The following is a 16090-nucleotide window of genomic DNA, read 5'->3' as shown; positions in this document are numbered from 1 at the left end:
GTCGCGCTCCTGGCCGCCGGCGGCGGCGCGCTCGCCCTCGGCGCCGCGACACCCGGCGGCGGCCCGGCCGCCCTGGCCCGGGCGGCGGGCGCCGCCGCCGTGTACGCCGGCTCCGGCCGCATCGGCGAGACCTGGCGCGGCCTGCGCGACGAGCTGATCATGGCGCCCCTGTACGGCGGGCGCGGCGGCGGCACCCCCGCCCGCACCCTGGCCTGGCCGGTCACCGCGGTCGTCGCGGTCACCGGCGCCGCCACCGCCGCCGCGCTCCTCGCCCGCGGCCCCCTCCCGGACACCCGGCCCGCCCACACGGCCCTGCTGGCGGCGGGCGTCCTCGTCCTCGTCCTCGGCGTCCGGTTCCTGCGCGAGATGAAGACGGACCTCCCCGCCGCCCTGCTGGTCCCCCTCGTCACCCCGTTCGGCGACCTCGCGGCGCTCCGGGTCTTCCTGTGGCAGTTCGACGGCCTCGCCGTCGTCCTGGCCGGCGCCCTCGTGACGTACCGTCTCCCGGCCGCCTCCGCCGCCCTCACCGCACTGGCCCTGGCCGCCTGGTGCGTCTGGGCCGGCCTGCGCCGGACGGGCCGGTCTCCCCTGCGCGCCCTGCGCGGCAGGGCAGGATAGGGCCATGCCGAACCGACTGGCCCATGAGACCTCCCCCTACCTCCTCCAGCACGCCGACAACCCGGTCGACTGGTGGCCCTGGTCGCCGGAAGCCTTCGAGGAGGCCCGCCGCCGGGACGTCCCCGTGCTGCTCAGCGTCGGCTACAGCTCGTGCCACTGGTGCCACGTGATGGCCCACGAGTCCTTCGAGGACGAGGCCACCGCCGCGCTGGTCAACGAGCACTTCGTCGCCGTCAAGGTCGACCGCGAGGAGCGGCCGGACGTCGACGCCGTCTACATGGAGGCCGTCCAGGCCGCCACCGGCCACGGCGGCTGGCCGATGACCGTCTTCCTCACCCCCGACGCGGCGCCCTTCTACTTCGGCACCTACTTCCCGCCGGAGCCCCGCCACGGCATGCCGTCCTTCCCCGAGGTCCTCGACGGCGTCCACACCGCCTGGACCGACCGCCGCGGCGAGGTCGCCGAGGTCGCCGAACGGATCGTGAAGGACCTCGCGGGCCGTTCCCTCGCCGTCGCCGGCGAGGGCCTGCCCGGCGAGGAGGAACTGGCCGCCGCCCTCCTCGGCCTCACCCGCGAGTACGACGCCACCCGCGGCGGCTTCGGCGGCGCCCCCAAGTTCCCGCCGTCGATGGCCCTGGAGTTCCTGCTCCGCCACCACGCCCGCACGGGCTCCGAGGGCGCGCTCCAGATGGCCGCCGACACCTGCGAGGCGATGGCCCGCGGCGGCATCTACGACCAGCTCGGCGGCGGCTTCGCCCGCTACGCCGTCGACCGCGCCTGGGTCGTCCCGCACTTCGAGAAGATGCTGTACGACAACGCCCTGCTCTGCCGCGTCTACGCCCACCTGTGGAAGGCCACCGGCAGCGACCTGGCCCGCCGGGTCGCCCTGGAGACCGCCGACTTCATGGTCCGCGAACTGCGCACCCCCGAGGGCGGCTTCGCCTCCGCGCTCGACGCGGACTCCGACGACGGCACCGGCCGGCACGTCGAGGGCGCCTACTACGCCTGGACGCCCGCCCAGCTCGCCGAGGTCCTCGGCGAGCAGGACGCCGCCCTCGCCGCCACCCACTACGGCGTCACCGAGGCCGGCACCTTCGAGCACGGCGCCTCGGTCCTCCAGCTCCCCCAGGAGGCGGGCCCGGCCGACGCCGGCCGGATCGCCTCCATCCGCACCCGGCTGCACGCGGCCCGCGAGCGGCGCGCGCGCCCCGGCCGCGACGACAAGATCGTCGCCGCCTGGAACGGCCTCGCGATCGCCGCCCTCGCCGAGACCGGCGCCCTCTTCGACCGCCCCGACCTGGTCGAGCGCGCCACCGAGGCCGCCGACCTGCTGGTCCGCCTCCACCTCGACGACGGCGGCCGGCTCACCCGCACCTCGAAGGACGGGCGGGCCGGCGCCAACGCGGGCGTCCTGGAGGACTACGCCGACACCGCCGAAGGCTTCCTCGCCCTCGCCGCCGTCACCGGCGAGGGCGCCTGGCTGGACTTCGCCGGCCTCCTCCTGGACGTCGTCCTCGACCGCTTCACGGCCGAGGGCGGCGCGCTGTACGACACGGCCCACGACGCCGAGACCCTCATCCGGCGCCCCCAGGACCCCACCGACAACGCCACCCCGTCCGGCTGGACCGCCGCCGCCGGAGCCCTGCTCTCGTACGCGGCCCACACCGGCTCGGAAGCCCACCGGGCCGCCGCCGAGGGCGCCCTCGGCGTGGTCAAGGCGCTCGGCCCGCGCGCCCCCCGCTTCATCGGCTGGGGCCTCGCCGTCGCCGAGGCCCTGCTCGACGGCCCCCGCGAGATCGCCGTCGTCGGCACCGCCGCCGACCCCGGCTTCCAGGAGCTGCGCCGCACGGCCCTGAGGGCGACCACCCCCGGGGCGGTCCTCGCCGTCGGAGCCCCCGACGGCGCGGAGTTCCCGCTCCTGCGGGACCGCCCCCTGGTCGCCGGGTCGCCCGCCGCGTACGTCTGCCGCCACTTCACCTGCGACGCACCCGTCACCGACCCGGACGCCCTGGCCCGGCTGCTCCGCTGAGGCCCTGACAAGGACACGGCCCCGCCGACCCTCCGGAGAGGGGCGACGGGGCCGCGCCGTGGCCGAGCGGCGTCGCTCAGCTGTTGCCGGCGCCGTTGCCGGACAGCACGGGGATGTCGCTGAGGATGTGCGACAGCGGCTCGTCACCCTTGGCCTGGGTGGAGTTCTCGACGCACTGCTGGTTCTGCGGGGAGGACAGGACGTTGATGTCCTGGACCGCGATCGGGATCGCGCCGATCAGCGAACCGGCGTTGACCTTGGCCGGGAGACCCACGCACGGCTTGTTCAGGGAACCCTGGACGAGCGCGAACTGCGGGCTCATGTTGCCGTAGGTGGCGGAGTTGCCGAACTCCTGGTGCGCGCCGTTGCCGGAGAGCGACGTGGTGCCACCGTCGTCGGCGATCGCGAGGGCCGGACCGGCCGTCACGCCGACGACCGAGGCAGCCACCGCAGCGGTCGCGAGGAGCTTCTTCATGGTTCTGGCCTTTCGGATGACTGGCTCGTGCTGAGTGTCGAGCCGTGCTGATCAACTGGTCGGAGGGGCGGAGGTTCCGGCATGTCCACCGGACGGCCTACGGGCAGATGAGCGAAGACCCCCGGGCGGGCTCGTAGTCGGCGACCGAGAGCTCGCTGGGCGCGACGGCGTCGCCGGGCGGCAGCGGCCGGTCGGCGCGGAGCCGCGCGAAGACCTCGGCCGCGCCCTCCTCGTCCCAGCCGACGGTGGACCCGACCCCCTCGACGGTGTCGAAGCCCCGCACGGGCACGGTCGCGAGTTCGGTGCGGGACGGGCCGAGCGCCTTCAAGCGGGTGGCCAGGGTGAGGAGTTCGGAGGTGGAGATGCCCCGCTCGGCGGCGGCCGTGCCGCGCAGCGTGGAGGCGAACGCCCGCAATCGCGCCGGGTCCTTGAGGATCCCGCCGGAGCGGATCCGGTCCAGCGTGTTGACGAGGAACTTCTGCTGCTTGCGCATGCGCCCGAAGTCCATCTCGCCGTCGGCCTTCCGCGAGCGCACGTACTGAAGCCCCTCGCCGCCGCCCAGCCGAGTGGTGCCGGCCGCCAGGTCCAGGCCGGTCGCCGAGTCCTTCAGGGGCTTCGCCGTGCAGACCGGCACCCCGTCGTCGACCCGGTCCACGGTGTCCATGAACCGCCGGAAGTCGATCTCCAGGTAGCGGTGCACGTCGAGCCCCGTCAGTGCCTCCACGGTCTCGACGGCCAGGGCCGAACCACCCTCAGCGTGGGCGGCGTTGACCTTCGCGAGGTGGCTGTCGTGGACCTTGCCGGTCCGCCGGTCGGTGTGCGGGCCGGGGAGTTCGGCGAGCGAGTCGCGGGGCAGCGAGACCACGCTGACCCGGTCGTTCCCGGCGGAGACGTGCACGAGCATGATCACGTCGGTGCAGTCGCAGCCCTTGCCGCCGAGCCGGAAACGTTCCTTTTCCTCGGCGGTGACTCCCGCCCGGGAGTCGACGCCGACGACGAGCAGGTTCAGTCCCCGTTCCGGGGAGGGGAGTTCGGTGGGTCCGCCGAAGGCGGAGGCGAGGGCTCCGGGGGCGAGCGCGAGAAGCGCCGCCGGAGCGATCAGCAGCCGCCACGGACGCGGGAATCTCATGCCCGCACGCTATTTCGAACCCGCTCGCACACAGATACGCGACGCGACTTCGGGCGCCTGAATCACTCCGTTGCGAGGCTTGTGTAATGATGCGGGAATAGCAGCGGAAGGAGCGAGGATGGCGCCGCCGGTTCCCGGTAATCCCGGGAAATGGGAACGGATGGCCTTCATTCCGAAGAGCCGGTATGTGAGCGAACCGCCGACCGCCGACCCGATCAGGTCCCCTCAACAATTCCCCGTCTATTCCGCCCTGGCGGCCCAGTGGGAGCAGGCGGGACGGGCGGTGCCGGGCAGGCCGGACCGTGAGTGGGAGCGGCTGATGTCCACCCCCGTCTGGCCCCGCTAGCCGGGCCCGTACGCGCGAAGGGGCCGCCCCCGTGGGGGCGGCCCCTCGACGCGTGGACGTGTCGCCGGGAGGGCGGAACGTCAGCCGTTGGCCACGCCGTTGCCCGAGAGCACCGGGATGTCCTCCAGCAGGTGCGACAGCGGCTCGTCGCCCTTCGCCTGCGTCGAGTTCTCGACGCACTGCTGGTTCTGCGGGGAGGACAGGACGTTGACGTCCTGGACGGCGATCGGGATCAGACCCGCGATCGAACCGGCGTTGAGCTTGGCCGGCAGGCCGATGCAGGGCTTGTTCAGGGAGCCCTGGACGAGCGCGAACTGCGGGCTCATGTTCCCGTACGTGGCGGAGTTGCCGTACTCCTGGTGGGCGAAGTTGCCGCTCTTGGAGGTGGTGCCGCCGTCGTCGGCGATGGCGAGGGCGGGGGTGGCCGCGGCGGCGGAGGCGCCGACGATCGAGGCGGCGGCGGCCGCGGTGGCCATGACCTTCTTGATCACGGTAGTTCCCTTCTAGAACCGGCTCCGTGCAGGGAGCCCCCTGATCAACTCGCCCCGGAGCCACGGGTTCCGCCCTGTCACCCCGATGGCGGAGCGCACGTGGCAGCGCTCGTCGCGGTTCCCAGTCGATCGGGTGAAGCGCCGGAACCTCCACCCCCGGCCGCAGTTGATCCGGTCGCATCAATCACGTCGATTGGTGGGAACAGAACGGATTCACCGTGATCAAGAAGATGATGGCGGCCGCGGCCGTCACCGCTTCGGCCGTCGGCGTCGCCGCCGCGGCCGCCGCCCCCGCGATGGCCATCGCCAACGACGGCGGCACGACCTCCCTCTCCGGGAACGGCGCCCACCAGGCGTTCGGCAACTCCACCACCGCCGGTGACATGAGCCCGCAGTTCTCCGCCGTCCAGGGCTCGCTGAACAAGCTCTGCCTGGGCGCCCCGGTCAAGGGCAACGTCGGTTCGGTCATCGGCGTCCTCGTGCCGGTCGCGGTCCAGGACGTCAACGTCCTGTCCTCCCCGCAGAACCAGCAGTGCGCGGAGAACTCCACCCAGGCCAAGGGCGACGAGCCGCTGTCGCACGTCCTGGAGGACATCCCGGTCCTCTCCGGGAACGGCATCGGCAACAGCTGATCCCACGGCGCACCGCAGGGCCGGAGGAATTTCCTTCCTCCGGCCCTGTGTCGTGCGCGCAACGGAGTGAAAGCCGGGCGCGGGACCGCAATCCCGGTTTCCTCCGCGGGAGGGTGTCGTTGTCCGTGTGTGTGGCGGAGGCAGATCTTCCGCCGCGGAATAGGAGCCAGACGAAATGAACTGCAAGAAGGCCGCCGCCGTCATCGCCGGAGTCATCATGGCCATGGGTGCGGCCACCCCGGCCTTCGCCGACGCCGAGGCGGAGGGTGTGGCCATCGGTTCGCCGGGTGTCCTCTCGGGCAACGTCGTCCAGATCCCGATCCACATCCCGATCAACGCCTGCGGCAACAGCATCAACGTCATCGGCGCGCTGAACCCGGCCTTCGGCAACACCTGCATCAACGCCTGACCCACGCCGCCGCGACCGCGGAAACGGCAGTACCCGGCCCAGGGGAGCGCATCGCTTCCCTGGGCCGGATGCCGTCTACGCCCTTACCCCGAGCGCCCGTTCGCCGCCGCGCGGCCGTCCCGCCGCGCCACCGCCACCGCCGGCGCGCAGCCGCCGCCGCACCCCCCGCACCAGCCGGCCCGCCGTGTAGCCCGCGCCGAACACGAAACGCATCGACGGGCCGTACGAGGGGGCGGTGAGCAGGCCCGCCAGGAAGAGGCCCGGCCAGGAGGACTCGAAGAGGGCGCCGGTCTCGGGGGCGCGCGCCGGGCCGACCGTGCGCAGCGCGGACCGCAGCGCCGGGTCCAGGACCCCGGCCCGGTCGAGGGAGGGGACGAAGCCGGTGGCGGCCACGACGTGGTCGGTCTCCAGGACCGCCGTCCCGTCCGGGCCCTCGACGTCCAGCCGGACGCGGTCGTCCCCGGTGACGGCCGCCGCGGTGATCCGGTGCCCGAGTCGGACGTCGGTGACGGCGCCGAACCGCTCGCGCAGCCACCAGGCGCCGGCCGGGCCGAGCGCCGAGTCGAAGAGCCGGGCCCGGGTGGTGGCGGGCAGGCGCCGGAAGGCGCCCGGGGCGTCGGCGTACAGCTTGTTGGTCCAGCCGCAGCCGAGCCCGGTGTGCGGGGCGCGCAGGGCGGCCCACGGGCCGCGGCGGAGGGCGGGCGGCAGCGTGTTCCAGCGCAGCCGGTCCGCCCGGGCGACGATCCGGACGGCGGCGGCCCCGGCCCCGGCGAGCAGCGCCGCGGTCTCCAGGGCGGCCTGTCCGGCGCCGACGACGGTGACGTCCCGTCCGGCGAGGCCGTCGAGTTCGCCGTGGTGGCTGGAGTGGGTGACGTACCGGCGGGGGAGGTGCCGGAGCGGGCCGGGGACCTCCAGGAAGGGCAGCACCCCGACGGCGAGGGCGACCGTGCGGGCCCGCAGCGTCTCGCCGTCCTCGGTGGTGACGGCGAAGCCCTCCGGGGCGGGCGCCACCGAGACGACCGTCCGCTCGTCGACGGCCGGGACGGCCCGCCGGGCGAACCAGTCGCCGTAGGCGGCGAAGAAGGAGACCGGGAGCGGCACGCCGTGCTCGGCGCGCACCCCCCGGGCGGCGGCGTAGGCGTCGAGCCCGTACGCCCCCGCCGGGTCGGAGAGGTGCGAAGCCCACGGCTCGGACTTCAGGAACATGCCGGAGGGCATGGCGTGCCAGGACTCCATGGGCCGGCCGAAGGTGACCGGGCCGAGGCCGCGGGCCGCCGCGTGCGCGGCCACCGACAGTCCGTACGGACCGGCCCCGACGACCACCAGGTCGCGCACCGGATTCGCCTTCGCCATCGCGTTCGCCGTCCTGTCTTCCGTCTTCATCGCCGGCTGAGCCGGGTGGGGGAGGTGCGGGCCGACGGGCTCGACGGGCCCGGCAGGGTGGCCGGGTGCCGGGGGCGTCCGGCCGCGAGCCGTCGGCGGAGTGTCGCCAGCGCCCTGCGCAGCAGGTGGGCGAGCCAGGCGCGGCCCATCCGGAGCGCGGCGGCCGGGCCGTCGGTGGCGAACCAGGCGCGCTCGGTGGGCACCCGGCCGCCGCCCGGCTCGGGGGCGTAGCGGCGGCCGGGGGAGGCGAGCAGCGAGAGCGCCGTGTAGTTCTCCACGACGAAGCGGCGGCCGTACGCGGGGGAGAACGCCGGCACCGGCCGGTCGGTGAGGTCCAGGTGCAGGGCCCGCACCACGTCCAGCCCCCGGCGGTCGGCGAAGAGCCGGAACTGGGCGCCGGGACGCGGGTTGAAGTCGAGCAGGTGGTACGCGCCGGTGGCCCGGTCGAGCCGGAAGTCGAGGTCGCACACGCCCCGGTGGCCCAGCGCGTCGAGCAGTCCGCGGGCGAGCCGGTCCACCTCCGGGTTGGGCGTCCAGCGGCCGACGGCGGTGAGTCCGGCCGCGTCCGGCCAGGAGCGCTCCTTGCGGCCGGTGGCCCCGGCGGCGCAGCGGCCCGCGGAGTCCGCGTACCCGTGGAAGAACCAGTCGAGGTCCCGGCCCGGCGGCAGCCGCTCCTGGAGCAGCAGCCGACTGCCGGCCTGCGGGGTGCGTCCGTACAGCTCCCGCACCTCGGCGAGGGAGCGCAGGACGGTCGTGCTGCGCAGCCCGCCCCCGGCCGGCAGCAGCCAGGGGCGGCTCCACTTGGCGATCACCGGCAGCCCGAGCGCCCACGCCATGGCGGCGGCCTCGTCGGCGCTGGTGGGGAGTTCGGTACGGGGATGGGGCAGGCCCAGCTCGGCGCAGGTCACGGCGAGCGCGGCCTTGTCCGCGACCCTCAGCAGCTGCTCCTCGGTCCGCTCGGGCAGCAGGATCCTGCCCGCGAGTTCGGCGTGGCGGCGGGCCAGCGCGAGCGCGCTGATGTCGTCCAGCGGCACCGCGAGCACGGGATCCGAGGGAGCGTCGGTGATCTCGTCGGCGATCCGGAGCAGCAGCGCGGCCAGTTCGGTGGAGGCCGCGGAGGCGGGGCGGGGGCGCACCGAGCGGACGTACCGCGAGCGGGCGACGGGGCTGTCGCCCGCCTCGACGACGGCGTGGACGGGGATCCCGGCGCGGCCCAGGGAGCGGGCCGCGCCCAGGGTCCCGTGGTGGAAGGGGTTCCGGTCGAGCCGCACGAGGACTGCGGGTACGCGGGTGTCGAAAGGCGGCATGAGCATCGCACCTTCATCTCGGGTGCCCCAACTGGGCGATGAAATCCTCTAATGGACTAGGGAGTGAAGGGAAGCGGCGTTCACGGTCGGCTCATTAGGAATACTTTCGGAGTATCGGATTGACTGAGCGTCAAATGACGTGCGTGTGAAGGAGCGGCCGTGGAACCTGTAGGAGGAACACCGAGAAGAAGACGGGCATGGCTGGGGGTGATCACCGCCGGCCTCCTCGTCTCGGGTTCGGTCGTGCTGTCGGCACCCGCCCACGCCGCCGCGTCCCCGACGGCGGAGGGCCCCGGTCCGACTCTCCCCGCCCCCACGGCCATGGGGGCCTTCCTCGATTCCGGTTCGCTCGGGGTGACCCGGATCGGCCAGCTGGAGCGCTGGCTCGGCGGTCGTGAGCTCCGCGTCGGCCACACGTACCTGCCCGGCGACCTCTGGTCCAACATCGAGGGCCCGCCCGGCTTCCTCGACGCGTGGGCGGACTGGCGCAACACCAAGCGCGACCGGATGTTCGTGCTCAACGTCCCCATGCTGGAGCGGAACGAGGCCGGCGTCCCCGACCAGGAGGTACGCCGCCAGCTCCAGCTCGGCGCCGCGGGCTACTACGACCACCACTTCCGCACCCTCGCCCGCCGGCTCGTCGAGGCCGGGGCCCTGGACACGGTCCTCGTCCTCGGCTGGGAGATGAACGGCACCACCTACACCCACCGGTGCGGGCCCGACCCGGACGCGTGGAAGAAGTACTGGAACCGGATCGTCACGACCATGCGGTCGGTGCCCGGCGGGAAGTTCCGCTTCGACTTCAATCCGAGCCGCGGCCGGGACGCGGTGCCGTGGACCGAGTGCTACCCCGGTGACGACGTCGTCGACATCATCGGCATGGACTCCTACGACCAGCCGCCCGGCGCCGACTTCGACCGGCACGTGAACGAACCGTACGGCCTCCAGAAGCAGGTCGATTTCGCGGCCGAACACGGAAAGCAGATCTCCTATCCGGAATGGGGGCTCTTCCGGAACGGCGACAATCCGACGTACATGCGGCGCATGCTGGAATGGATCCGGCAGCACAAACCGCTGTACCACACCATCACGGACTACTGCCCGCACGGCGTCTGGCAATGCGACGACAATCCCCGGTCGTCCCGGGTGTTCCGCGAAATGCTGTACGGGGCGGAGCCGTCGGTGCCGGTGGATCCGGTCGACCCCGTTGATCCGGTGGACCCGGTGGACCCGGTGGACCCGGTGGACCCGGTGGACCCGGTTGATCCCGTGGATCCCGTGGACCCGGTTGATCCGGTGGACCCGGTTGATCCGGTTGATCCCGTGGATCCGACTGTTCCCGAGCCGAAGCCGGAACCGAAGCCGGAACCGAAGCCGGAGCCGAAGCCCGAGCCGAAGCCGGAGCCGAAGCCGGAACCCAAGCCCGAGCCGAAGCCGGAGCCCAAGCCCGAGCCGAAGCCCGAGCCGAAGCCGGAACCGAAGCCGGAACCCAAGCCGGAGCCCAAGCCCGAGCCGAAGCCCGAGCCGAAGCCGGAACCGAAGCCGGAGCCCAAGCCGGAACCGAAGCCCGAGCCGAAGCCGGAACCCAAGCCGGAACCCAAGCCGGAGCCCAAGCCCGAGCCCAAGCCGGAGCCGAAGCCCGAGCCGAAGCCGGAGCCCAAGCCCGAGCCCAAGCCCGACTGTTGGAAGGTCGAGCTCGGGGGATGGGTGGAGAGCTGGATCGGTGGGCCGGTGTGCGTGCCGAAGGACAGCGGGTGGAAGGACGAGATGAAGCTCGACCTCGACCTCGACGTCGACTGGAAGGGGGCCCTGAACGGCGTCTGGCCGTTCTGACGGTCAGCCGCCCGGCGTGGGCGCGGGGGCGCGGACGGGGAGGCGGACGAGGAGCCGGCCGGCCCAGGCCCGCTCCCGCGCCTGCCGGGCGACCCAGCGGCGCGCGTCGGCCGCGCCCGCGTGGAGCCAGAGCAGCGGGGCCGTACCGCGACCGGTGAGCAGCAGCCGCCGGTTGCGGACCGGCTCCGGCCGCCAGTGCTGCTTGTACGGTTCGCTGCCCCGCAGCATGCTCAGCGTGGCCCGGCCGCCCGCGCTGGTCTCGCGGGCGCCGTGGCGCAGCAGCATCGCGGCGACGTCGACCTTGCGCTCCCGCAGGACCGGGTCGGCGCCGTACAGGTAGCCGCCGGCGAGGCGCGGGGACATCAGGGTCAGGTCGGCGGCGACCACGTCCCCGCCGAGCCGGAACTCGGTGACCATCGCGTCGCCCCGCTCCACCATGGGCCGGACCGCCCGGGTCAGGTGCTGCGCGAACCGCTCGCTGGTGTGCTCGGCGGTGACCCCGCGGCCCCGCCACTGGAGCTGGTGGAGGGTCAGCAGCCGGTCGAGGGCGGCCGGCACGTCGGGGCCGGTCACCACGTGCGCGTCGATGCCGAGCGCGTCGAGCTTGCGCAGCTTGGCGCGGACCCGCTGGGCCTTCCCGGAGGGGATCCGTTCGAGCAGCCCCTCCATGGGGACGGCGGGCAGCTCCAGGCAGAGCGAGTCCGGCAGTCGGCGGCGCGGACCGCGCCAGTGGGCGAAGACCCGCTCGGCGGCTGCGCCGGGCCGCACCTCCCGCAGGTCGACGACCGAGCCCCGGGCCGCCCGGGCGACGGCGCCGGCGAGCGCGGCGGCCGCCTCGGGGCGCTCGTCGTCGAGGAGGACGTCGGTGAAGTCGGTGATGGCGCCGCCGAGCTGGGTCAGCACCGGCAGCGGGCCGCGCGCCCGCATCAGGGGCGCCGCCGCGAGGAGCGCGCCGTCCCCGTCCCGTACGAGCACCACCCGCAGGGCGCCGGGACGTCCGTACGACAGCCACCAGGAGTGCAGCCAGGAGTGGGACTGGAACGGGGTGGCCGAGGAGCAGCGCCCGTACAGCGCGGTCCATTCGGCCGCCAGCCGTCCGAAGTCCTCCGCGTCACGGCAGAGTTCGGTCCGCAGCGTTCTTCCCGAGGTCACACCGCCTCCGGTTCCGGCTGGTGGGCGGCGGGCGCGGGCACCGCGGCGGCGGTGACCGTCCCGGGGCGGGAGTGGCGGCCCTCGCCGCGCCCGGCGGCCCGCTTCGGACGGACGAGCAGCGCGAGCCCGCCGAGCAGCCCGCCGGCACAGGCGCCGACCAGGGCGGAGAGCGGCGCGGACGGCGACACCGGGGCGGTCGGCTTGGTCGCGCGGGAGAACTGGACGACCTTCACGCCGGTGCTGCCCGCCACGTGCGTGGAGTTGAGGACCAGCGAGCGGGCCACCCCGTCGGCGATCGACACCGCCTGCGAGGGCTTCGCGGCCCGGGCGGTGAGGGAGATCATCGGCGCGTCGGGGGAGGTCTCCGCCTGCACGCTCTTCCGCAGGGTGGCGGCGCTGACGCCCGCCCACACCTGGGCGTCGCCGGTCACCGCGATGTCGGTGGCGACCCGCCCGTACGCCTGGGCGAAGCCGAGCGCCGCCGCCGGGTCGGACTTCTCGCCGGGCACGACGATGACGTAGCTGGTGGCGGCGTACTCGGGGGTCTTCAGGGCCCCGTAGCCGCCGCCGAGGGCGGCCCCGGCGACCACGGCGGCGGGCAGCACCGCCCAGCGGCCGGGGGAGCGCAGTCGGGCGGGCAGACGGACGGCGCGGGGTGGGGTGGTGGTCATGACGGGCTCTCTCGCTGGGACGGGCAGGGGCTTCGGGGAGGTGTTCACGGGGCCGGGCGGCCGTGCAGGGCCCGGTCGTAGAGGGTCATCAGCCGGTCGGCGCTGCGCGCGATGTCGTAGCGGCGGGCGGCGGCCGGCGCGGGCAGCCGTACGGGCCGGGGGCCGTGCTCGTCCCGCAGCGCGCGCAGGGCGCCGATCAGCTCGGGCACGGACTCGCCGATCCGGCGGGCGCCCGGTGCCGCGTCCGCCGGCAGGTCCTCGACCGCCGGGCACGCCACGTACAGCACCGGCAGTCCGGCGGCGAGCGCCTCGACGACCGCGAGCCCGAAGGTCTCGTCCGGCGAGGTGGAGACGAAGACGTCCATGGCGGCGAGGAGTTCGGGGAGCATCGGCCCGGCCGGGCCGTCCGCCGGCGGGTCCTCGCAGGCGCCGAAGAACAGCACGCGCCCGGCGGCGCCGCACTCGCGGGCCACCGCGCGCAGCTCCTCGCGCCGCTCGCCGTCGCCGACGAGGAGGAGGCGGGCCTCCGGCACCGAGGCCACGGCCCGGATCAGCCGGTCGAAGCGCTTCCCGGGCGCGAGCCGCCCGACCCCGCCGACCACGAACGCGTCCTCGGGAATGCCGAGGACCCCGCGGGTGAGGCGGCGGGCGCGGGGGGCGAAGGCGAAGCGGTCGGTCTCGATGCCGTTCGGCACCACCGCGATCCGCTCCGGCGCCACCCCCCACTCGGCGAGCCGGCGGGCCACGCTCGGCGACACGGCGACGGTGGAGGTGCCGAGCCGCTCCGACGCCAGGTAGAGCGCGCGGGTGCCCGCCGACAGCGGGCGGCCCTCGATCTGCGACGCGCCGAGCGAGTGCTCGGTGGCGATCACCCGGCGGACCCCGCCGAGCCGGGCGGCGAGCCGGCCGTAGACGCAGGCCCGGTAGAGGTGGGTGTGGACGAGGTCGTAGCCGCCCTCGCGGATCATCCGGGCGAGCCGGGGCAGGGCGCCGAGGTCCCGGTTGCCGGTCATGCCGAGGTGGCTGACCGGGGTGCCGTCGGCCTCGATGCCGGTCGCGACCGGGCCCGGGTTGGTGAGGGTCACCACCCGCCCCTGGACGGGGAGGTGGCGCAGCAGCAGCCGCAGCTGCTGCTCGGCGCCGCCGATGCCGAGGCCGGTGATGACGTGCAGCACCTTCGGGCCGCTCATCCCAGCACCGCCGCGGCCGGGCCCGCCGGGGCGGGGACCAGCTCGGCGGGATGGCGGCGGCGCAGCGGGTGCAGGGCCCGCTTCGCGGTGAGCCGCCAGGAGGTGTCGTTCTCCCCGATGTGGACCCGGGGCAGGGCGAACGTGCTGGTCAGCGGGCCGGGATCGATGCCGCAGGCGTAGCCGTACCCGGCCTTGCGCACGGCGCGGACCACCCGCGGGTCGACCGCGCCGTACGGGTAGCAGAAGCCGTCCACCGGGCCGCCGGTGATCTCCTCCAGGAGGGCCCGGGAGCGCCGGGTCTCGTCGGCGAGGGCGGCGTCGTCGGCCTCCGTCAGCCGCCGGTGGGTCAGGCCGTGCGAGCCGATCTCCATCCCGGCGCCGGCGATCCGCTCGATGCCCTCCTCGGTGAGCAGCGTCTTGCGCGGTCCGTCGGTGTCCCAGTCGTTGCCGCCGCCGAGCCGCCCCGGCAGGACGTACACGGTGGCGGTGAAGCCGTGCCGGCGCAGCAGCGGCAGCGCCGAGTCGAGGAAGTCGGCGTAGCCGTCGTCGAAGGTGAGGCCGACGAGTCCCTTCGCGCGCCCCTCGGCGGTCGCGGCGAGCAGCTCCCGCACCGACACCCCGCGCAGTCCCCGGTCGCCGAGCCAGTGCAGCTGGCGGGCGAAGCGGACGGGGGAGACGGTCACCCGGTACGGATCGTCAGCGGTGTCCGTGACCGAGTGGTACATCGCCACCCACAGGGGCGGCTTCGCCCACAGGGGCGGCTTCGGCAGCAGACGGCGCAGCGCGGTGGGGGCGGGCATGGGCGGTCCTTCGGCGTCGGAGGGAACGGTGGGGGAGGGGAGGGATCTCCGGCGCCTTGGCGGCGCAGGCGATGAAGGTCAGGAAGACGCCGCCGACGACGAGGCCCGCGACGCCGAGGGAGAGCAGCGGGGGGTCGATCGCCACCGAGCAGAGCCAGCCCGCGCCGGTCGCCCAGGCGGCCGCCGTGGCGAGCCGCAGCAGGCCCTCGCCGAGCCGGTCGGACCGCACCGGGACGGTCTGCCGGTGGCCGCCGCGCAGCAGCAGCGCGGCGGTCAGGGCGACGCCCAGCGCGTTGGCGGCGGCGAGGCCGAGGGCGCCCCAGGCCGCGGCGCGCGGGAAGCCGGCGGCGGCGGTGGAGGCGAGCGCGGCGGCCATCGCGGCGGCCGGGTACCAGAGGGGGCGGGCGGCGGAGAAGTAGCAGCGGACGAGGGCGCCGACCATGGTCTGGCCGAGCAGCCCGAGCGCGTAGACCCGCATGACGGCGGCCGTGGCGACCGTGTCGCTCCGGTCGAACTCGCCACGCTGAAACAGTAGTTCGACGATCTTCGGGGCGGCGGCGATCACCACCGAGGCGCCCACCAGGACCACCACGGCCGCCAGCAGCAGGTCCCGCTCGACCCGCCGCCGCGCCCCCTCCGGATCGCCCGCGGCCAGCGCCCGCGCGACCACCGGGAAGCTGACCGTGCACAGCATCAGCGACAGGATCATCGGCATCTGCGCGATCTTCTGCGCGTAGTTCAGGTGCGAGATCGCCCCCGACGGCAGCGGCGCCGCGAGGAACCGCTCGATCAGCGTCTGCGACTGCCGGATCAGCGAGAAGGCGACCACCGGTGCGATCAGCCCCAGCACCACGAGCCGCCCGTCCCCGGCGGAGCCCGGCGCCGGCACCTCCGGCTCCCGCGACGGCACCGGCCGCGCCCGCAGCTCCCGCAGCAGTGCCGGCGCCTGCACCAGCACCATCAACACCCCGCCCACCGCCACGCCCGCCGCGGCCGACCGCACCCCCCAGGGGTCGCGCAGCAGCACCATCGTGCCGATGATGCCGACGTTGTACGCCACGTAGATCGCGGCCGGCGGCAGGAAGACGTGGTGCGCCCGCAGCGCCGCCGAGCAGTAGCCGACCAGCGCGAAGGTCAGCACACAGGTCGCGGTGAGCCGGGTGCAGTCCACCGCTAGCCCCGGATCGGAGAGGCCCGGCGCGAGCACCGAGACGACCGCCGGAGCGGCCGCGATCAGGACCGCGGCGACCACCCCGACCGTGAGCGTGAGCCGGGGCAGCGTCCCCCGCACCAGATCCCGTACGGGATCCCCGGAGAGCGACCCCGAACGCCGGGCCAGCGCCCGCGAGAACGCCGGCACCAGGATCAGCGCCATCGCGTCCTCGATCAGCAGCGTCGACGCGAACTCCGGAACCGTCCACGCCACCAGGAACGCGTCCGTCTCCGCACCCGCCCCGAAGTACCCGGCCAGGATCTGGTCCCGCACAAGGCCGAGTACCGCCCCGACGGCCGTCAGCGCCGCCGTCACCGCCGCCGCCCGCGCGAGGAACCCGCGCCCGCGGCGGCTCGCCGCCCGCGCCTTCACCCCGGCGTGCGCCCGCCGCCCGGTCCGCGGCGGCACGGGC

General features: G+C 74.7%; 13 protein-coding genes and 2 pseudogenes. 5 read left to right on the top strand and 10 right to left on the bottom strand.

Annotation, left to right across the window (positions count from 1 at the left end):
* Both IE321_RS36925 and IE321_RS36920 read left to right on the top strand, forming a co-directional pair.
* Positions 1-618, top strand: a pseudogene (locus IE321_RS36925) (hypothetical protein); the annotation flags it as partial.
* A 4-nt stretch (positions 619-622) separates the two neighbouring features.
* Positions 623-2647, top strand: coding sequence for a thioredoxin domain-containing protein (locus tag IE321_RS36920; protein WP_043227044.1), 2025 nt, complete (start codon positions 623-625; stop codon positions 2645-2647).
* Positions 2648-2723: 76 nt separating this feature from the next.
* Here IE321_RS36920 and IE321_RS36915 read toward each other — a convergent pair whose 3' ends face one another.
* From IE321_RS36915 to IE321_RS36905, 3 genes are all read right to left on the bottom strand, one after another.
* Positions 2724-3122: a rodlin gene (locus IE321_RS36915; RefSeq protein WP_043227045.1), complete on the bottom strand. Its 399-nt coding sequence runs from the start codon at positions 3120-3122 to the stop codon at positions 2724-2726.
* A 97-nt stretch (positions 3123-3219) separates the two neighbouring features.
* Positions 3220-4251 carry an LCP family protein gene (locus IE321_RS36910; protein WP_190226123.1) on the bottom strand — a complete coding sequence of 344 codons (1032 nt, stop codon included), beginning with the start codon at positions 4249-4251 and terminating at the stop codon, positions 3220-3222.
* A gap of 426 nt (positions 4252-4677) precedes the next feature.
* Entirely contained in the window at positions 4678-5088 is a 411-nt protein-coding gene (locus tag IE321_RS36905; RefSeq protein ID WP_043227049.1) for a rodlin, read from the bottom strand.
* Between the two features lie 218 nt (positions 5089-5306).
* On the opposite strand from IE321_RS36905, the gene IE321_RS36900 reads away from it, so the two are divergent.
* Together IE321_RS36900 and IE321_RS36895 are read left to right on the top strand one after the other, a co-directional pair.
* On the top strand, positions 5307-5720 hold the full coding sequence (locus tag IE321_RS36900; protein WP_043227051.1) for a rodlin: 414 nt from the start codon (positions 5307-5309) through the stop codon (positions 5718-5720).
* Positions 5721-5895: 175 nt separating this feature from the next.
* Positions 5896-6129 carry a chaplin gene (locus IE321_RS36895; RefSeq protein ID WP_043227052.1) on the top strand — a complete coding sequence of 78 codons (234 nt, stop codon included), beginning with the start codon at positions 5896-5898 and terminating at the stop codon, positions 6127-6129.
* 75 nt (positions 6130-6204) lie between these two features.
* Here IE321_RS36895 and IE321_RS36890 read toward each other — a convergent pair whose 3' ends face one another.
* Both IE321_RS36890 and IE321_RS36885 read right to left on the bottom strand, forming a co-directional pair.
* A complete protein-coding gene (locus tag IE321_RS36890) occupies positions 6205-7482 on the bottom strand; it encodes an FAD-dependent oxidoreductase (protein WP_372470190.1) in 1278 nt (425 codons plus the stop codon).
* 26 nt (positions 7483-7508) lie between these two features.
* A complete protein-coding gene (locus IE321_RS36885) occupies positions 7509-8819 on the bottom strand; it encodes a carboxylate--amine ligase (protein ID WP_229916728.1) in 1311 nt (436 codons plus the stop codon).
* A 207-nt stretch (positions 8820-9026) separates the two neighbouring features.
* Here IE321_RS36885 and IE321_RS43100 point away from each other — a divergent pair.
* Positions 9027-9990, top strand: a pseudogene (locus tag IE321_RS43100) (glycoside hydrolase family 26 protein); the annotation flags it as partial.
* 665 nt (positions 9991-10655) lie between these two features.
* Here IE321_RS43100 and IE321_RS36875 read toward each other — a convergent pair.
* From IE321_RS36875 to IE321_RS36855, 5 genes are read right to left on the bottom strand one after another with little or no spacing between them, the layout of a single operon-like run.
* The gene (locus IE321_RS36875; RefSeq protein WP_229916726.1) at positions 10656-11804 is read right to left on the bottom strand and encodes a GNAT family N-acetyltransferase; all 1149 of its coding nucleotides are present in this window, start codon (positions 11802-11804) and stop codon (positions 10656-10658) included.
* Positions 11801-12475, bottom strand: a complete 675-nt coding sequence (locus tag IE321_RS36870) for a YveK family protein (RefSeq protein ID WP_190226121.1) — start codon at positions 12473-12475, stop codon at positions 11801-11803. The genes IE321_RS36875 and IE321_RS36870 overlap by 4 nt, the downstream gene beginning before the upstream one ends.
* A gap of 44 nt (positions 12476-12519) precedes the next feature.
* Positions 12520-13665, bottom strand: coding sequence for a glycosyltransferase (locus IE321_RS36865; protein ID WP_190226120.1), 1146 nt, complete (start codon positions 13663-13665; stop codon positions 12520-12522).
* On the bottom strand, positions 13662-14465 hold the full coding sequence (locus tag IE321_RS36860; protein WP_190226119.1) for a polysaccharide deacetylase family protein: 804 nt from the start codon (positions 14463-14465) through the stop codon (positions 13662-13664). Before IE321_RS36860 ends, IE321_RS36865 begins: the two co-directional genes overlap by 4 nt.
* A complete protein-coding gene (locus IE321_RS36855) occupies positions 14362-16086 on the bottom strand; it encodes a lipid II flippase MurJ (RefSeq protein ID WP_190226124.1) in 1725 nt (574 codons plus the stop codon). Before IE321_RS36855 ends, IE321_RS36860 begins: the two co-directional genes overlap by 104 nt.
* Positions 16087-16090 lie beyond the last annotated feature (4 nt).

It is taken from the genome of Streptomyces hydrogenans (genome assembly GCF_014656075.1).
In the GTDB taxonomy this organism is placed as follows: domain Bacteria; phylum Actinomycetota; class Actinomycetes; order Streptomycetales; family Streptomycetaceae; genus Streptomyces; species Streptomyces hydrogenans.
Note: the sequence above shows the minus strand (reverse complement) of the source record. Positions and strands in the feature narration are given on the sequence as shown.